General features: G+C 48.3%; 9 protein-coding genes. 7 read left to right on the forward strand and 2 right to left on the reverse strand.

Going from position 1 to position 18081, the window contains the following annotated elements; genetic code table 11:
* The first annotated feature begins 6 nt into the window (after positions 1–6).
* The 6 genes from GJU87_RS20385 to GJU87_RS20410 all read left to right on the forward strand — a co-directional run bounded on the left by GJU87_RS20385 (position 7) and on the right by GJU87_RS20410 (position 11179).
* The gene (locus GJU87_RS20385; protein ID WP_153641154.1) at positions 7–1581 is read left to right on the forward strand and encodes a RagB/SusD family nutrient uptake outer membrane protein; all 1575 of its coding nucleotides are present in this window, start codon (positions 7–9) and stop codon (positions 1579–1581) included.
* Between the two features lie 247 nt (positions 1582–1828).
* Positions 1829–4822 carry a xanthan lyase gene (locus GJU87_RS20390; protein ID WP_153641155.1) on the forward strand — a complete coding sequence of 998 codons (2994 nt, stop codon included), beginning with the start codon at positions 1829–1831 and terminating at the stop codon, positions 4820–4822.
* A gap of 9 nt (positions 4823–4831) precedes the next feature.
* A complete protein-coding gene (locus tag GJU87_RS20395) occupies positions 4832–5989 on the forward strand; it encodes a C40 family peptidase (protein ID WP_153641156.1) in 1158 nt (385 codons plus the stop codon).
* 31 nt (positions 5990–6020) lie between these two features.
* Entirely contained in the window at positions 6021–7175 is a 1155-nt protein-coding gene (locus GJU87_RS20400) for an enolase C-terminal domain-like protein (protein WP_153641157.1), read from the forward strand.
* Between the two features lie 238 nt (positions 7176–7413).
* Positions 7414–8838 carry a transglutaminase family protein gene (locus tag GJU87_RS20405; protein WP_153641158.1) on the forward strand — a complete coding sequence of 475 codons (1425 nt, stop codon included), beginning with the start codon at positions 7414–7416 and terminating at the stop codon, positions 8836–8838.
* Between the two features lie 1132 nt (positions 8839–9970).
* Positions 9971–11179 (forward strand): aminotransferase class I/II-fold pyridoxal phosphate-dependent enzyme, encoded by a 1209-nt coding sequence (locus GJU87_RS20410; protein ID WP_153641159.1) that lies wholly within the window; start codon positions 9971–9973, stop codon positions 11177–11179.
* 1247 nt (positions 11180–12426) lie between these two features.
* Here GJU87_RS20410 and GJU87_RS20415 read toward each other — a convergent pair.
* Positions 12427–13164, reverse strand: a complete 738-nt coding sequence (locus tag GJU87_RS20415; RefSeq protein WP_153641160.1) for a DUF6261 family protein — start codon at positions 13162–13164, stop codon at positions 12427–12429.
* A 1198-nt stretch (positions 13165–14362) separates the two neighbouring features.
* Here GJU87_RS20415 and GJU87_RS20420 point away from each other — a divergent pair.
* Entirely contained in the window at positions 14363–15646 is a 1284-nt protein-coding gene (locus GJU87_RS20420) for a hypothetical protein (RefSeq protein ID WP_153641161.1), read from the forward strand.
* Between the two features lie 1056 nt (positions 15647–16702).
* Here the strand turns inward: GJU87_RS20420 and GJU87_RS20425 are convergent.
* A complete protein-coding gene (locus GJU87_RS20425; protein WP_153641162.1) occupies positions 16703–17959 on the reverse strand; it encodes an aspartate kinase in 1257 nt (418 codons plus the stop codon).
* Positions 17960–18081: the final 122 nt, after the last annotated feature.

The following is an 18081-nucleotide window of genomic DNA, read 5'->3' on the forward strand; positions in this document are numbered from 1 at the left end:
ATTGTTATGAAAATTTCATTAAAGACATATACAAAGGCATTGCTTATCGGATGCCTTAGCTTGTCGGTCATGAGTTGTTCGGACTTTCTCGACAAGAAAAAGCTGGGGCAGGAAACCTCTGAGGTTTACTTCAACAGCCAGGATAAAGCTATCCACTCAGTTACGGCTGCCTATTCCGACCTGAAAGACTATCGTTTCGGTTGGTTTCAGTGGGCTTTCGGCGAAACATTGAGTGATAACGCCATCTACAGTGGCTCTGACGGTGATAGTGGCGGGTTCCAGCCATTGAAAGATTTTAATGGTACGGCCGACATGTACCAGGTTCGCTATAAATGGCAGTTGTGCTACCGCGGAATTAACAAATCCAATCAGGCTATCGAAGGAATCGAGGCGATGAACGACGACTTGTTCACTACGCCCGGCCTGAAGAAACGACTGATTGCAGAAGCACGTTTCCTTCGCGCTTACTATCACTGGAATCTGGTCATTACTTTCGGAAAAGTTCCGATTGTGGATCACCTGATTAAAACTGCAGATGAGAAGATTGCTCCTTCTTCTGTTTCGGATGTATACGATTTTATCGCATCGGACCTGGAAGCTGCTGAAGCCGATCTTCCGCTGAAAAGCGAATATGCTGCCTCTGATATTGGCCGCGCAACCAAAGGTGCTGCCGACGCTTTCCTGGCAAAGGTGAATCTTTACCGGAAAAACTGGGCTGACGCAGCCAAATGGTCGAAAAAAATCATCGATTCCGGCGAATACCAGTTGGATCCCAACTATGCGCACCAGTTCTCTTTCGATGGTGAAAACGGAATGGAATCGATTTTCGAAATCCAGTTCTACGATTCACCAACCGAAACTTCGGCGTATCGTAACAACGGTAACTTCCAGACACTGTTCCAGCTTCCTCGTAATATAACTTATGGTTACGGTATCAACCAGCCTACGAAGAACCTGTACAATGCCTTCATGGCTGAAAATGATACCGTACGTATGCAGGCAACACTGTTGGATACCACAGAGGTATTCCATAACGAGCTGGCTGATCTGTACACGGCTCTTGATCAGGCTAAACAAAGTGGCGATCAGGCAGCTATCGACCAGGCACAAGCTGATTTGGCTGCCGGAAAAACGAAGCTCACTTTCGACCGTACCGGTTTCTACAACCAAAAGATTTATGTGGATCCGGCGCACCGTGCGAAAAGTCCATATATCCGTAACAATGGAAACAATACTCGCGTGATGCGTTATGCTGAAGTACTGCTGATGTACGCTGAAGCTGAAGAGCATTTGGGTAATGACGCCGAAGCGCTCGCTAAAATGAATATGGTTCGCGAACGGGTGAATCTTCCTGATAAGAGTGTATCAGGCGATGCACTGCTCCAGGCCATTTACACGGAGCGTCGTCTCGAACTGGCAATGGAAAACGACCGGTATCCCGATTTGGTTCGTACCGGACGTGCCAACATTTTGCCCAACTGGACAGAGGCACACGAATACTGGCCGGTACCGCAGGCTGAGGTGGATATTACATCAGGTGATGTTCCTCAGAACTCAGGTTATACGACCGGTGGTAACTAAAATAGTTTAACGTTTTTCATAGATGAAACAAAAGCCGGGGGATGGCAGGCAGGCTTATGCTATCTGCCGCTTCCGGCTTTTTTAAGCAATTAAGTGGTTGTGGAAAAGGGGGCTTGCCTTTTATGATTGCTCTTTTTCTGCGATATTTGAATAAACCATATCAATTCCCTTTATCTCACGGCGGTTGAGTTTTTCTGCCGACTCGCTGAAATCGCCGGAAGCTTGTAACAAATAAAGTTACCAACGCATGAAAAGTCTTCTGTTCAGCATTCTCATTTTTTTGTTGGTTGTACCCGCCCGGGCACAATCAAATTATAACAAAGAGGAAGTTCACAAACTGCCAGGCAAGGTAAAAAGAGCTTACCGCCGTACCAGCCGTTACCTCGATGACGCGGTCAAAGGTGAATTCAAATACACTCCACCGGCGCGCTCGAAAATCGATACTCTCTTCTTCAGCGGCGATACCCTCGTCATTCAATTCAAAGATGAATTTGGTTACAAACCCCTGCGCACATTGCAGGTGAAAGATATTTATGCTCAGCTGGACGATAAGCTGAGAGGATTGGCCCGGCGCCATCCTGTGAAAGTGGTGGTGAAAGGTTACCAACTTTCGCGACTGGTGCCCAATTACTACCGTGAAGAGAAAGATCCTTTGCGACTAATGCCAGATAGTCTAAATCAACCCATCCATGTACAGGATATCTCTCGACCTTACCGGATTTCTGAGGGACTGAATCACCGTCACATTGCTTTGTGGAACAGTCACGGATGGTATTACAATAACAAAAAGGATCGCTGGGAATGGCAACGCGCACCGGTGTTTACTACCGTGGAAGATGTACTGCCAACCTCGTTTGTACTACCATTCCTGGTACCCATGCTCGAAAATGCAGGTGCCAATGTGTACCTTCCGCGAGAGCGTGATACGCAACCGCATGAGGTTATTATCGATAATCAGGACTCTTCCTACCGGGAAGAGGCTTACCAAAATACATTTACAACCGGCGAAGGGACTGGATTTGGTGTAGGGACACCGCCTTATTCAGCGGGACAAAACCCGTTTCAGCAAGGAGATTACAGAGTTTTAAATCTGGAACCCGGTTCGAAAGGCAAAGTCAGTTGGACTCCCAATATTCCCGCTGACGGGAGGTATGCCGTGTATGTTTCCTACAAAACATTGCCGAATAGTTCAGATAAAGCGCATTACGAAGTGCGTCACGCAGGCGGAACCACCCACTTTATCGTCGACCAGCAAATGGGCGGAAGTACCTGGGTGTACCTCGGAACCTTTCAGTTTAAGAAAGGAACGGACCCGGCACAAGGTAGCGTAACTTTACTCGCGAATGGTGTAAAAGGCGAAGTCCTTACGGCAGACGCTGTCCGCTTTGGCGGTGGAATGGGAGATGTTGCGCGTGGCGGGAAAGTGAGTGGTCGTCCCCGCTGGACGGAAGGCGCCCGCTATTATCTGCAGTATTGCGGTTTCCCGGATTCGTTGACCTACAGTTTCAACGGAGGACAGAACGATTATGTGGACGATTACCGCAGTCGCGCCCGTTGGGTCAATTACCTGCATGGCGGAAAATACATGGAGCCCTGGATTACGAAAGGGAAAAATGTACAGGGGGAACATATCCCCATCGACTTGAGTCTGGCTTTCCATACCGATGCGGGACATCACCTGGGAACGGATACCATCGTGGGAACGCTGGCCATTTACAGTACCCGTGATGCAGAGTTTAATAAAAAGTACCCTGATGGTCGCAGCCGGTTGACGAATCGCGATTTTGCCGATATGTTATCTACACAGATTGTGGATGATATTCGGGCGGAAGAACAACCGAACTGGACGCAGCGCGAATTGTGGGACAAACGGTACAGCGAAGCTACCTATGCAACGATTCCGTCAGCATTGTTGGAACTGCTGTCGCACCAAAACCTGGGTGACATGATTTCAGGAAATGACCCGGAATTCCGGTTTGTAGTAGCGCGCGCTATTTATAAATCGATGCTGAAATTCCTGGCGACTTATCACGAAGTTCCCTATATCGTGCAGCCGTTGCCGGTTGATGCTTTCAGTGCCAAACTGGATAGCGGTAAAGCAGAACTTTCGTGGCACCCGGTAGACGACCCGTTGGAGCCGACGGCCAAGCCGAAACAGTATGTGGTATATACCCGGATTGGCGATAGCGGATGGGACAATGGCGTGCTGGTCGATCAACCGGAATACAAGACGCCGGCGTTGGATAAAGGCAAAATCTATAGCTACAAAATCACTGCAGTGAATGAAGGTGGCGAAAGCTTCCCCTCCAACATCCTGTCGGTTTGCAATAATGGAAGTGATACGACGGTGGTGGTGGTCGATGCATTCGATCGCGTTTCGGCCCCGGAAGTGATCAATCAAGGTAACTTTACCGGTTTCGCCGGATGGCTTGACGAGGGTGTGGCCTGGGGCAATGACCTTTCGACCATCGGTTCGCAATACAACTTTAACCAACTGATGCCGTGGATTGATAACGATGAACCGGGACACGGTGCCAGTTATCAGAACCGTACAGCAATGTTGCCGTTAGGTAATAATTTCGATCATGTGTACAGTCATGGAGTTGCCATTCAGCAAGCAGGCTACAACGTTGTTTCCTGCAGCCGGAAAGCATTGGAAAACGGAACTGTTTCCCTCACGGGATATCCAATGGTTGACGTGATTTTTGGTGAAGAGAAAACCACCGAAAAGCCGGGTGGCGTTGAGAAATACACCCTTTTCACACCCGAAATGCAGAAAGCGCTGACCGACTATTGCAGTTCGCCGTCGGCCCGGCTGTTCATTAGTGGTGCATACGTAGGCAGCGACACGTTTATGCCGGGACCACGAAGGGTCAGTGATGAGGAAAAGAGTTTCGTCCGAAATGTCCTCGGTTACTTTGGACGCACCGATCATGCTACCGCTTCGCCGCTGGTGAAAGCCACTACGGGCAGCCCGCTTCCGGTATTCAACGGCAAGTTTGGATTCAACATGGAATACTGTCCGGATATGTACCGGGTGGAGTCGCCCGACGCCATTGAGCCGGCCGATAGCACCGGAACAACTATCCTTCGCTATGTTGCCAACAACAAAAGTGCGGCGGTAGCCTGTGATAAAGGTTATCGGGTAGTGACGCTGGGCTTCCCGTTTGAAACGATTACGACTCCGGAGCAACGTGCTGCGGTGATGAAAGAGATACTTGGTTATTTACGGAAGAAATAATTAGATGTGATGAATAAAATCTGGTATATCCTTTTACTGGCCTTTCTGGCCGCCTGTTCGTCTCCTGCTGAACAGGAGAATGTGCAAAAAGTAATTTCCTCTGTGCAGGAAAAATATGCGCCCGATCACCGGGAGGCACTTTTTCAGGTGACTTCCGAGAAGCGTGGAGACGAGGTCATTTTAAAAGGGGAAACGAATTTGCCCGATGCGAAATTCGAATTGATGAACACGCTCGGTGATAACGGCGTGAAAACGGTCGATTCCATCGAGGTGCTTCCGCAAAAGCAGTTAGGCGACCGCAATTGGGCGCTGGTCAATCTGTCGGTGGCGAATATTCGCAGTAACCCGAGACACTCGGCGGAATTAGCCACACAGGCGCTTTTAGGAACGCCGGTCAGGGTACTGAAAAAACACCATGGATGGTATTACATTCAAACGCCTGATAATTATCTCGGATGGGTCGACAGCTGGGGCATTCATCGTGAAAACGAAGCGGGGATGAACCAGTGGCGAAATGCCAAACGAGTAATCTTTACCGCTGATTATGGTTTGATTCGCACCCAACCCGATGCAACCAGTCAGCCGGTTTCGGATGTGGTAATGGGCTGTATTTTGGAACAAACGGCAACAAACGGCAAGTATGCAGAGGTGAGTTTCCCGGATGGAAGAAAAGGATATCTGCCGCAGTCCGAATTAAGAAATTTCACCGAATGGGAAAACAATGTGAAACCTGACCGGGCCGCGATTTGCAAGCTGGCACACCTGTTTGTCGGGCGTCCGTACCTGTGGGGAGGAACTTCACCGAAAGCGATGGATTGCAGTGGATTTGTGAAGACCGTCTACTTTAATTTTGGTATCATTCTGGCACGCGACGCTTCGCTAATGGTTAGGCATGGCAAACCAGTTACTTTGAAAAATGCCAAGCCGGGAGACCTGCTTTTCTTCGGATACCACGGGAAAAACGGACCGCGCGTTACTCATACCGGATTGTATCTGGGTGAAATGAATATCGAGCATTCTGCCGGCCGGGTACGGCTTAGCAGTCTCGATAGCACCAAAAGCAATTACTTCACATACGCTCCCGGTTACATGGTCGGCATGCGCGATGTGATTGATTCCATTGATACCAAAGGGATTGTTTCAGTAAAAAACCATCCCTGGTATTAATCGTTCAAACCAACTAACAAAAAAACGTCTAATGCAAACGAACCGTCGTAACTTTTTAAAGGCGGGATTGCTGACCGGAGCTGGCGTAGCAGCTGCTCCCGTTTTGCAGTCGTGCCGGTCAACTGAAAAGAGAAATAACATGAAGCCTGGTGATCGACTTGAATTTAGTTTTCAACCATACGAATTGCAGCTGAAACACGTATTTACGCTGGCTTCTTCGTCGCGGACCACTACCCCGGTGATGCTGACGAAAATCCGGTTTGGTGATTACGTGGGCTATGGCGAAGCATCGATGCCGCCGTACCTGGGCGAATCGCACGAAACGGCTGCTGCCTTCTATCGCAAATTAAATCTGACGCAGTTCAACGACCCCATGCGGATGGAGGAGATCATCGATTATGTCGATAACATCGCTCCCGGAAACCATGCGGCCAAATGTTCCATCGATATCGCCTTGCACGATCTGGTGGGGAAAATGCTGGATGAGCCATGGTACCGCCTGTGGGGATTTTCGAAGGAGAAAGCGCCGTCTACCTCTTTCACCATCGGTATTGATACACCGGAAGTTGTGAAGGAAAAAACCCGTGAGGCAGCTGGCTTCAATATCCTGAAGATAAAACTGGGGCGCGGAACCGATCGCGAAATCATCAAAGCGGTGCGTTCGGTCACCGATGTGCCGGTTTGCGTTGATGTGAACCAGGGATGGGAAGACAAGCAGGAAGCGCTCGATATGGTCCATTTCCTGAATGAGAACGGCTGCGTGTTTGTCGAGCAGCCCATGCCAAAGGATCAGCCGGACGATGTGGCCTGGTTAACGGAAAACAGCCCGTTGCCGATCATGGCTGACGAGGCGGTTCAGGATCTGGCTGACATGAAAAAAATATACGGCGTCTATTCCGGCGTGAACATCAAGCTGGAGAAATGCGGCGGTTTGCGTCATGCACACATGATGATGAACACAGCCCGCACCCTCGATATGAAGGTGATGATTGGCTGTATGACGGCTACTTCGTGTGCCGTGACGGCGGGTGCACAGCTTTCGCCGTTTGTCGATTGGGCCGACCTGGACGGTAACCTGCTCATCAAAAACGATGTGTTCGAAGGCCTGAAAGTGGAAAAAGGGAAAATCGTTCTGCCTGACGCGCCGGGTATTGGCATTCAAAAAGTCTCTGATATCGATATTTAGGATTGTATAAGCCGGGAGTATGATGCATCAATTTTAATAGCGCATCTAAACTACTAAAGGAGAACCTGTTGAGAATGGATGCTAATTTAAGTCCCGTTTAGGGGATTTAGGGGTGACAAATTTTTCTGACATCGAGATATAAGATCTTTTTTTGGGGTTAATTGAGAGGGCGCGGGGTAGTTTTGAGCATTACCTTGCGCCCGTTTTTTTATCTTTAAAAGGAATAAACAATAGTATTATGCAAAAACTTCTTTTCCTGTTGGTGTTGGCTGTGATAACTTCAGCCTGCCAGACACCTGTTCAAAAAAAAGTTGAAGTGAAGGATTTGAAACAAATGGTACACGAAGGGCATTTCAAAAAAGCATCGTCGTTGATTGATTCGTTGGTGAAGTCGGGTGCCCTGACAGGAAAAGATTCCGCGAAAGCGGTTTACCTGAAAGATTTGATGCATCGAATTAAATTGGATTTTTCGAAGAGCGAAAAGCAGGTGCGTGAGGAGTTGCATCGCTACTATCCCTCACTGACCGACAGCCAGATGAATGCCTGGGAGCAGACCGGTGCGTTAGAGATGCGCCTCATTGACGGGCAGAAGCGATTCTTCCGGAATGCCGTGCCCAACCTGTTTCGCATCGATTCTGCGGAAGCGAAAGTGAAGCTAAAAGTGGATGGCCCCGCTATCGATGCAACCCGCGAATTCTGCAAGGTGTATGACAAGAAAATAGTGGAGGCAGGAAAACCGCTGACCAAACATTTCGAGTTCACCTACACCATTACGGTCAAGCCGAATGAAGTTCCGTGCGGCCAGGTCGTTCGTTGCTGGCTGCCCTTCCCCCGCATTTCTGAACCGCGGCAGGATGATGTGAAGCTACTATCCACTTCACAGAAGGATTTTCAACTGGCTGTGAATAAAGACAACCTGCAACGTTCGCTCTACATGGAGCAGTTTGCCCGGCAGGATTCGCCGGTGGTTTTTAGCTACAAAGCATCATTTGACACGCACACACAGCTGGTTTCGCTCAATCCGGCGGAAGCCGAACCGTACGATACCACCACTGCACTTTACCGGAATTATACCGCCCAACGGCCACCGCAGATTATTTTCAGCGATGATATCCGGAAACTAACGAACCAAATTGTTGGTGAAGAAGCCAATCCTATCGTGAAAGCACGAAAAATATTCAACTGGATTGACAGCAATATTCCGTGGGCGAGTGCGCTCGAATATTCAACGTTCGATAACATTCCCGAGTATGTACTGAAATATCGTCACGGCGATTGTGGCATGCAGACGCTGTTGTTCATGACCATGGCCCGGTTTGCAGGGGTTCCGGCCAAATGGCAGAGTGGCTGGATGATCTACCCGGTGGAGCTGAACCTGCACGATTGGTGCGAAGTCTATTTCGAAGGAATCGGCTGGGTACCGGTTGACCCGTCTTTCGGTCGGTTGAACGTACCGCAGGAAGCAGTCCGGAATTTCTACTTCGGTGGTTACGATGGCTACCGGATGATTGTCAACGACGGTTTCAGTCAGCCTTTCACTCCGGCCAAAGAATTTCCCCGCAGCGAACCCATCGATTTTCAGCGCGGCGAAGTGGAATGGAGCGGCGGCAATTTATACTTCGATCAGTGGAACTATCATATGGATATCAAAGAGGTGAAGTAGTGAGAAGGTGAGAAACGGAGAATGGGAGAAGTGAAAACCGAAGAGTGTAGCACTCCCACCTGACAGCGTCGGAAGACCTGTCAGCGTGTAGAAATGAAACCCTGTCTGTGGTTTCAAACCCCGACAGTGGTTGGGCAGAGGTCATTATCCCTAAGCGATGATATGTTCATTACTCCGGCGAAAACCGACTCAGGCCGAAGGTCTGAAATCCCAAAGCCCGGGGCAACGCCCCGGAGGAAAGAAAAGTAATGCGGATAGAAGCCTGAAGGGCTTCAACCAATTGAACTGGATATTGGAAAAGATGTACCAGCCCTGCAGGCTGGTTGTTTATATCATACGCTTGTGTCTTGGGGCGTTGCCCCAAGTTCTGGAATTGGAGCCTTTCAGGCTCTATTTAGAGAAATTGAATTGCCGCTGACTTTAGTCGGGGGAGTAAGAATCGCGGACCTTTTTCCGGCTTTAGCCGAATATGACAGAAGCCGGAAAGACTCCTCCGGAATGAGAAACCACTGTAGGGGTTTTTAACTACCGACAGGGTTCGGGAGCGTCGAAGGAAACCAATGGAAAGCCGGCCACCGCGCCCGGGTTCCTCCCCGGATGGGGAGGTTAGGTGGGGCGAATCCGGGCACCGCCTGCTGAGTCTTTCCATATTGTAAGCAACCATTCACACCCAACAAACATTCGACCCCGGCCGGGGTCGCACATCGATTTCCTGTTCCGTTTTTTAATAACCTATCATCCCATCCGGGATGAGACAAATCCCCATCCATGCCCCCAAAATGTCCGAACTAGTATGTTATACAACTACCGGAATACGCGGGGTTCAGCGAAACTAAACCCATATCAGTCTTGTTTAAAAGGGCACCAATAAAACGAAAGCAATAAACGAACAGGACGAAGAGGCTGTCCAGGAATTTGAAATAAAAAAGTGCTGACACTCAAATTGAAAGCAATCTTGGATTCACCCCTCCCTCCGATGCATCGGAGCTTCCCTAAAGGGGCGGCTTAAAGTCCCCTTCAGGGTTCCGAGACTTCGGAATAGGGGTAAATAACTTAAACTGGACTTACAATTTGACAGTTCTAAAAGGTTCTTTAGACTCTTAGACGGCTCCTTCCTTTAAATTCAAACTGAATGGGAAATAAGAAATTTGATCCGGCTACCCGGATTCAGCGGCTGGAGAATTTTGGTGAGTATGGCGGCGTCAATCCGTCGATTACCGACAGCAGCACGTTCACCTTTATGGATGCGCAAACCATGATTGACACCTTTCATGGCGAAACGGAAGGCTGCTTTTTGTATTCGCGCCACTGGAATCCCAGCAACAAAGCCCTATCGGATGCCATGGCGGCCATGGAAGGTACCGAAGGCGCCTGGGTAACCGGCTCGGGGATGAGCGCCATTACCACCGTTCTGCTGCAGTTGTGCAACGCCGGCGACCACATCGTGACCAGTGTAACCACGTACGGAGGAACCTACGCCTTCCTGAAAAACTACCTGCCCAAATTCAACATCGACGTTACGTTCGTGAATATTTCCGATTTGGAATCGGTGGAAGCGGCCATTCGTCCCAACACGAAATTGATTTACACCGAGAGTGTCACCAATCCCATGCTGCAGGTGTCCGACATTCCACGATTGAGCGAAATCACCCAAAAGCACGATATTCAATTGGTGGTCGACAATACGTTTGCACCGATGATTCTTTCGCCTTATTCGCTGGGAGCGGATATTGTTGTCTATTCGATGACCAAGTTCATCAACGGGAAAAACGACTGTGTGGCCGGAGCCATCTGTGCAAGTAACGACTTTATCATGGCCATTAGCGACGTGAATGATGGAACCGCCATGTTGCTGGGACCGGTGCTCGATCCGATGCGCTCTTCCAGTATCCTGAAGAACCTGCACACACTTCATGTGCGGATGATGCAACACAGCAAAAACGCCATGTACCTGGCCAAGCGGTTCCGGGAAATTGGTTTGAAGTTTAGCTATCCGGGCCTGCCGGAGCATCCCGACTATGAGCTGATGAACAGCATCCGGAATGAAGAGTTCGGCTACGGCGGTATGATTGCCATCGACATGGAAACGACCGGGCGGGCAGCTCGGTTGATGGAGTTGATGCAGAAAAGAGGCGTGGGTTACCATGCGGTGAGCCTGGGTTATTTCAAAACCCTGTTCAGCAATTCCGGCAGTTCCACCAGCAGCGAGGTGCCCGAAGAGGTACAGCATGCCATGGGTATGTCGCCCGGCCTGGTTCGTTTTTCGGTTGGCCTGGACCATGATATCGAAAGCACGTACAATTTGATTCACTCGTGCCTGAAGGATTTGAAATTTATATAGCGCTGGCTAAACACCCCGTCACTGGTTAAAAGCCCTGACGGTGGTGGTTGATTGGAGTCACGTCACGCTGACAGGTCTTCCGACGCTGTCAGGTGGGGCGTAGCCAAACGCCGAAACGTTGTTCAGAGCGCCGGCTTCTCGTAGGGCCACGATATATCGTGGCCCTACCGTACCGTCCGAATCATCATTTACCAATGAACCGTCCCGGAGGGACAACTTAATTCAGCCCAATGGCAACGCCTTGGGAAATAAAATCCAATAACACCGCACCATCGCCCTGAAAGGGCAGGTTATCATTATATCGAAACATCACCACCATTGCGGTCGAAACAATATCCCATTTTCAATCATCAACATCCCGCGACCGCAAAAACAAGGTCCACTCCATAACCCAAGGCGTTGCCATTGGGCTGAAATAAACTGGCCTTGCAGGCCGTTTTGACTACTCTGATAAACCACTGTCGGGGTTTACATCCACCGACAGGGTGCGGCAACGAAGGAAACCAATGAAAAGCCAGCCACCGCGCCCGAATCCCTCCCCGGATGGGGAGGTTAGGAGGGGCGAATTCCAACCACCGACAGGGTGCGGCAACGAAGGAAACCAATGAAAAGCCAGCCACCGCGCCCGAATCCCTCCCCGGATGGGGAGGTTAGGAGGGGCGAATTCCAACCACCGACAGGGTGCGGCAACGAAGGAAACCAATGAAAAGCCAGCCACCGCGCCCGAATCCCTCCCCGGATGGGGAGGTTAGGTGGGGCGAATTCCAACCACCGACAGGGTGCGGCAACGAAGAAAACCAATGAAAAGCCGGCCTCCGCGCCCGAATCCCTCCCCGGATGGGGAGGTTAGGTGGGGCGAATTTCAACCACCGACAGGGTGCGGCAACGAAGGAAACCAATGAAAAGCCGGCCTCCGCGCCCGAATCCCTCCCCGGATGGGGAGGTTAGGTGGGGCGAATTTCAACCACCGACAGGGTGCGGCAACGAAGGAAACCAATGGAAAACCAACCTCCGCGACCGAATTCCTCCCCGGATGGGGAGGTTAGGTGGGGCGAATTTCAACCACCGACAGGGTATGGGGCATCGAAGGAAACCAATGAAAAGCCGGCCACCGCGCCCGAATCCCTCCCCGGATGGGGAGGTTAGGTGGGGCGAATTTCAATTACCGACAGGGCGATATTGCACACACAAAAAATCCTGACAGGTTTCCAAAACCTGTCAGGATTCATCAACGCACCCTTTTTATATCAATTTTCGATTTCTTCTACCGTATCACTCTCTTTACTGGTCTGCCGGGCGCGGGCTGTGGCGTTCACTTCGTTAATCACCGTCACTATCTGGTTAAAGGCATCGCCGTAAGTAGCTGCGTCGAGCGTACTGCTTAGCTCCATGTAACCCACCAAATCGGTGAGGGCCGAAACCATATCCACCATGATTTCCAGGGCCGGCTCGTATTTCTGCTCATTCTCCGTCGATTCATCCAGCTTCTGTTTATCAACCTCCACGAAGTCGTCCTCAGCCGTTTTCAATGCCTCGTAGTAAGGCAGAAGAGCCAAATCCGTTAACGCGGTCTGCCGCTCCGGTTTGTCTAGCTCCGAGAACAGCGACGACAGCGAGGCCGTTTGGTCTTTGTAGCCGGCCGCATACGAGGTCGTTCCCACGCCCTCAAAAACACGGTAAAGCGACAGCGCCTTCTCTGCATTCTCCGGAATCAGTCCAACCGCCATTCCATGCAGGATGTCGCGCAGCGAGATGAAGCCTTGGTCGCGTCGCTGGTCCAGTTCGGCTTTCTTTTGCGTCAGGGCGCTGGCGCTGTTCCGTTTCTTATTGATGACCATCCGGTTATAGGCAGCCACCAGTTTATCACTTAGGACTTTCAGTCTGCTGTCCGTTTCCAGCAACGCTTTAATTATCCGAAGCAGGTTTTCCGATAAGTAAATCGTATTGTCAACGGTCAGCAGTGATTTTAAAATGTACTTTTTCATGATTATTGGTTTGATTGTGGAAAATAACTCACCGTTACAGGGTGAGGACGTTGGTACATCGGTTATGCCGGGGCACAATCGGGAGGAGTATATTGTTGTTTATATGCCAGGCCAGCCGGCTTGTGCGTTGAGTTTGTGCCTGGGTTGCGCCGTAATTGGAATCCCGATCTGAAAATTTTTGGGAAGCAATCCCGTTGAATTTTTTCGATCTGAAAACTTTGAGGGAGCCCTTCGGTTAAATTTTTTCGATCTAAAACGATTTTGAGAGCCCGCCCACCGTATTTTCCCGATCTAAAAATTTTGAGGGAGCAATCCGGTTGTCGTTTTTCGATAAAAAAACTGTGAGGGCGCATTTCCGTTGAATTTTTCCGATCTAAAATGATTTAGGGAGCGATCACGTTGCCATTTACCGCCCTCAACGGTTTTAGGAGCAATATTTACTCCGGAAGTCCTGCCCAAAAGTTTTCAGATTAGCGATCTACACCGGTTGTTCGCCCTCAAACGTTTCAGGAACGAGATCTGCTCCGGCCGGCCGCCCTAAAAGTCATTGGGGCCAATATCGGCGGCTGATAGCCTCCCTCAAAGCCATGGGGCCCGGAATTCAGCGCGGACCGGCCGACCGGACATCCCGGGGGACGTAAAGCGAGCTCCGGTTTCCGGCTCATTTTTCCGGGACGAGTAGTTCAATTCAGGTTTGGGTCATAACAGTTAGGATTTAAGGTTTAACTTCTGATTTTTGTCAATGGCAGATAACCAGGCACCTGTCGGAAATCGCTTCCCGGCGCTGTTCATTTTCTACCGAATGTTTTTGTTTATCGTGGTCGTAACCGGATATATCGTTTGTAACTACAATTTCCTAACGGGAGTCTGTCTGTATCAAAACGTTGTATGAATGTACAAAATTCCGACAAAAAGTTTCTTATGTTTTGGAGCAGGTTTTGGCTAGGTGGGATAGGATGTGGCCTTTATTTATTAGGCTTTTCCAGCCTTACATTTAGCTATCAACTGAAAAGTGTTGAAAAGTTAATACGAAAAAGAAAGGGTAAAGCGTTAGATTAGGAGATCGATAAAACTAACGAGACAGGGAATTTTCACAACCATACTTTAACGTTGTGCTACACCCTTCAATTGAGAAATAATAACAACTTATTTAATCGAAATAACGCAATAAGGTTGGGTTACACAAAACAATAAAAAGATGACTGCAGAAATAGGTATATTGAACAAAACAAGTATTGTTCTCGCGGCAGATAGTGCTGTGACAGTTGGAAGAGTAAAAAAAGTATTTAATAATGCCAACAAGCTATTTCCGCTATCAAAATATGAACCAATTGGCATCATGGTCTACAATAATGCGAGTTGGATGGGGATTCCATTTGAAATAATTATAAAGAGCTATACAAAGCACTTAGCGAAAAAGAGTTTTGATACATTAGTCGAATATCGTGACGACTTCATCAAATATATAAAGGACAACTACTCTGCTTTTGTCAGCTCGGAACAAATCAAAGAATTTATAGAATACAGATTGTACGATATGCTTTATGGGACAATGGAATTTTGTAAAAAACAATTTGAATTGAAATGCAAGAACACAAGTTCTGAGTTATCCCCTGCAGACAAGGACAAAATGTACGAAAAAACTTTTTTTGATATTCTTGATAGAATATCTTCAATTAAGAAAAATATTCTGCCTGATTTTAAGGAATATAAGTTGCAAGATTTCAAAAATGAATTCAAATCATATATAGATAAAATATTACCAGGTTTTTATACAAGCTACAAACTACCTCGCAAAGCACAATATACAAGCAGGATATACAAGCAACTATATCACGAACTTATTTGTGAGTTCTCTGATGAAGAGGATTACTCTGGAATTGTTATTGCTGGTTACGGAAATAATGAAATATTCCCGTCAATATGCAATGTTAAAATTGGAGAATTAGTAGCAGGTAGACTTAGATACGAATACTCTGAACCTAGTCAAGTATCACAAAACAGCACTGCTATTGTCAAACCTTTTGCACAAAGAGATATGATTGATACTTTTTTTCAAGGGATTAACCCAGATATTATTAAGGAGCTTAACAGAATAATTCCCGTCGAATTTGAAGAAATTATCGACAAGATTTCAAATAAATATGACAACGTCAATAAAGCCGATGTAAGGAGCTTTTTTAAAACAGGACTAAAACATATTAACGAAAACCTAAGGAAATTCGCTGTTGAAACATATATCAAACCGGTCATGGCGTCTGTAGGTTTTCTTAGAAAAGAAGATTTAATTGAATTGGCCGAATCCTTAATCAATATCACTTCGGTAAAAAGAAAAACAAGTGAATCATTGCAAAGTGTTGGAGGACCAGTTGATATAGCAATAATAACGAAGCATGAAGGATTTGTCTGGGTTAAAAGAAAAGATATAATCGACAGGAGTCTTAATAGTCTTTTTTACAGTAAGGAATTAAAAGAATTATAAAATACTGTGCAGAAAGTGTAAATTTTATAGCGGGGACCGCAGTCTAAAGGGCAGATTATCTCACCGATTCTTTCTGTCCTCCCGGACAGAAAATCACTCCAAAAATCCGCGACAAAAACTTATAGCAACCGTGGTCATCAATTCCATGGACTCAGAACGTTTTCCCTTTAGTGAAAGGTAAATATCACTTCAACAAAGACCTCGCAGTCCGTCGGCTGCGTTGCTCCACGAAGATACTGCATCCTTATGTGTGCCGCTCGATTTCCTCGTCGGTGTAATTCCGGATGGTAAGTAAAAATATGGTTGAGAAGTTTAAATTGGAAGGTCTATAAAAGCAAAAACCCAATAGCTTGAAAAAATCAGGGCTACTGGGAATAATCTGGTACAAATATAAGGGATATTCTGATTTAATTCAGTGCGTTGAGAAGAGATTAATTCGTCTTCCCTCTTTAAGCTACTTCAACAGAAACCTCGCAGTCCGTCGGCTACGTTGCTCCACGAAGATGCTGTAATTGTGAAATGAATCGCATTGAAAAACAACCTCGTATCAACGGCCATAATGGTTTGGTGATTTCTCGATTTTGATAAAGGCCGGCATGTGCGGCGCAGGAACGTTTCTTATTTCAATTCTGCCCCTAACATGCGCCTCGGGATTTGGTCCGAATCTTTTCCCAAGGCGTTGCCTTGGGCTGAAATAAACCGGCCTTTCAGGCCGAAAAATGAATACTATTCAAAACCTCTGTCGGGTTGCAGACCGTTAAAAGTAATGCGTCCCGGAGGGACAACTTAATTCAGCCCATGGGCAACGCCCTGGGGAAACAAAACCGTCACCTTGCTCCTTCGCCCTGAAAGGGCAGCTTATCATAATCCAATTGACTCTCCATTGCAGGAATATCACTTCCTTCGTGGTTGGAACCATATCCCTTTTTTTAATTGCCCATATAGCGTGACCGCGAAATAAATGGTTCCGCATAAACGTCGTGGAGCATTGCCTTTAGTCTATGGCAAGTTTATCATGGAGAGGCGATCAATATGTAAAAATCTTCAGATGTGAATTCATTTCAGCAAAAACCTCGCAGTCCTTCTGCTCCGTTGTTCCACAAAAATGCTACGCCCTGATGTGTGTCGCTCAATTTCTTCGTCGGTGTAATTCCGGATGGTAAGCAAATCGAGGCCGTTGTTATAGCGCACGTCAAAATCTTCCTCCAGCTCTTCCATCAGGGTTTCAAAATAGTGGTCGGGTTTGGTCACCGCCACCGACAAACTCAGCGCCGACTGCTGTACCATGTTCACCTCGATACGGTAGCCGGCCAGCGTGGAGTAGATGTGCCCGATGGAGGCTTCGCCCATAAAGGAAAAGTCCTTGGGCGAAATCGTGAGCAGCACCTGGTTCCGTTTCAGAATGAAAATCGGGGTATGTTCATCGGGATGCATTTCGTCGCCAATCACCGTCCCGATTTCGCCGGCCTGCAGGAACGACCGGACATACAGCGGGATACTCTTCTCGAACAGCGGCTTCATGGTTTTCGGGTGAATCACCTTCGCACCAAAATAGGTCAACTCCACCGCTTCCCGGTAGGTTAGCCGCTCCAGTTTCAGCGTTGCGTCGAAATACTGCGGGTCGGCATTCAGGATACCCGGCACATCTTTCCAGATGGTCACGCTTTCGGCATCCAGCAAATGGCCGAAGATAGCCGCCGTAAAGTCGGAACCTTCGCGCCCGAGCGTAGTCGTCAGGTTCGAGGTCGTCGACCCGATAAATCCCTGTGTGACGTAACATTTCTCCTCCCGGAAATCGACCGTCTCTTTGGTCAGTTCTTCCGACAGCTCATAATCGATGACGGCCTTCCGCCAGGTGTCGTCCGTACGGATGCAACCACGCGCGTCCATCCAGCGGCAGGGAAATCCGTTCTCGTTCAGGTACGCACTGACGACACGGGTCGACAGCAACTCGCCAAACGAGACAATCTGGTCGTATTCGTAATCGTAATTCAGCGAAGGCGGTACTGAAACACTGCTGACCAGCCGCTCGAATTCCTCGTTTACCTCGTTGCGTACCGGGCTTTCCGTGTCGGGGAACAGCTCGTCGATGATGGCAAAATGCTCCGATTTGATGGATTCGATGTGTTTCCACAACGCTTCGTCACCCGAAAAATAGGTGCGCACCACTTCTTCCAGCGCATTGGTCGTTTTCCCAATCGCCGAAATAACTACCACCAGCTCTTCGTCGCGGTAGGATTGTAAAATGGTTGCCAGGTTACGAATGGCCGCGGCATCTTTCACCGAGGCGCCACCAAATTTGAATATTTTCATTTCCGAAAGGTTTTTTATCTCCAATGAGGCTGGCTCTAAAAGTCAAATTGAAAGATTTTAAACTACTAATGCAATCTAAAATCACCCCTCCCTTCAAAGTATCCGAGCTCCCCTAAAGAGGC

The sequence above is a fragment of the Prolixibacter sp. NT017 genome, from assembly GCF_009617875.1.
Lineage (GTDB): Bacteria > Bacteroidota > Bacteroidia > Bacteroidales > Prolixibacteraceae > Prolixibacter.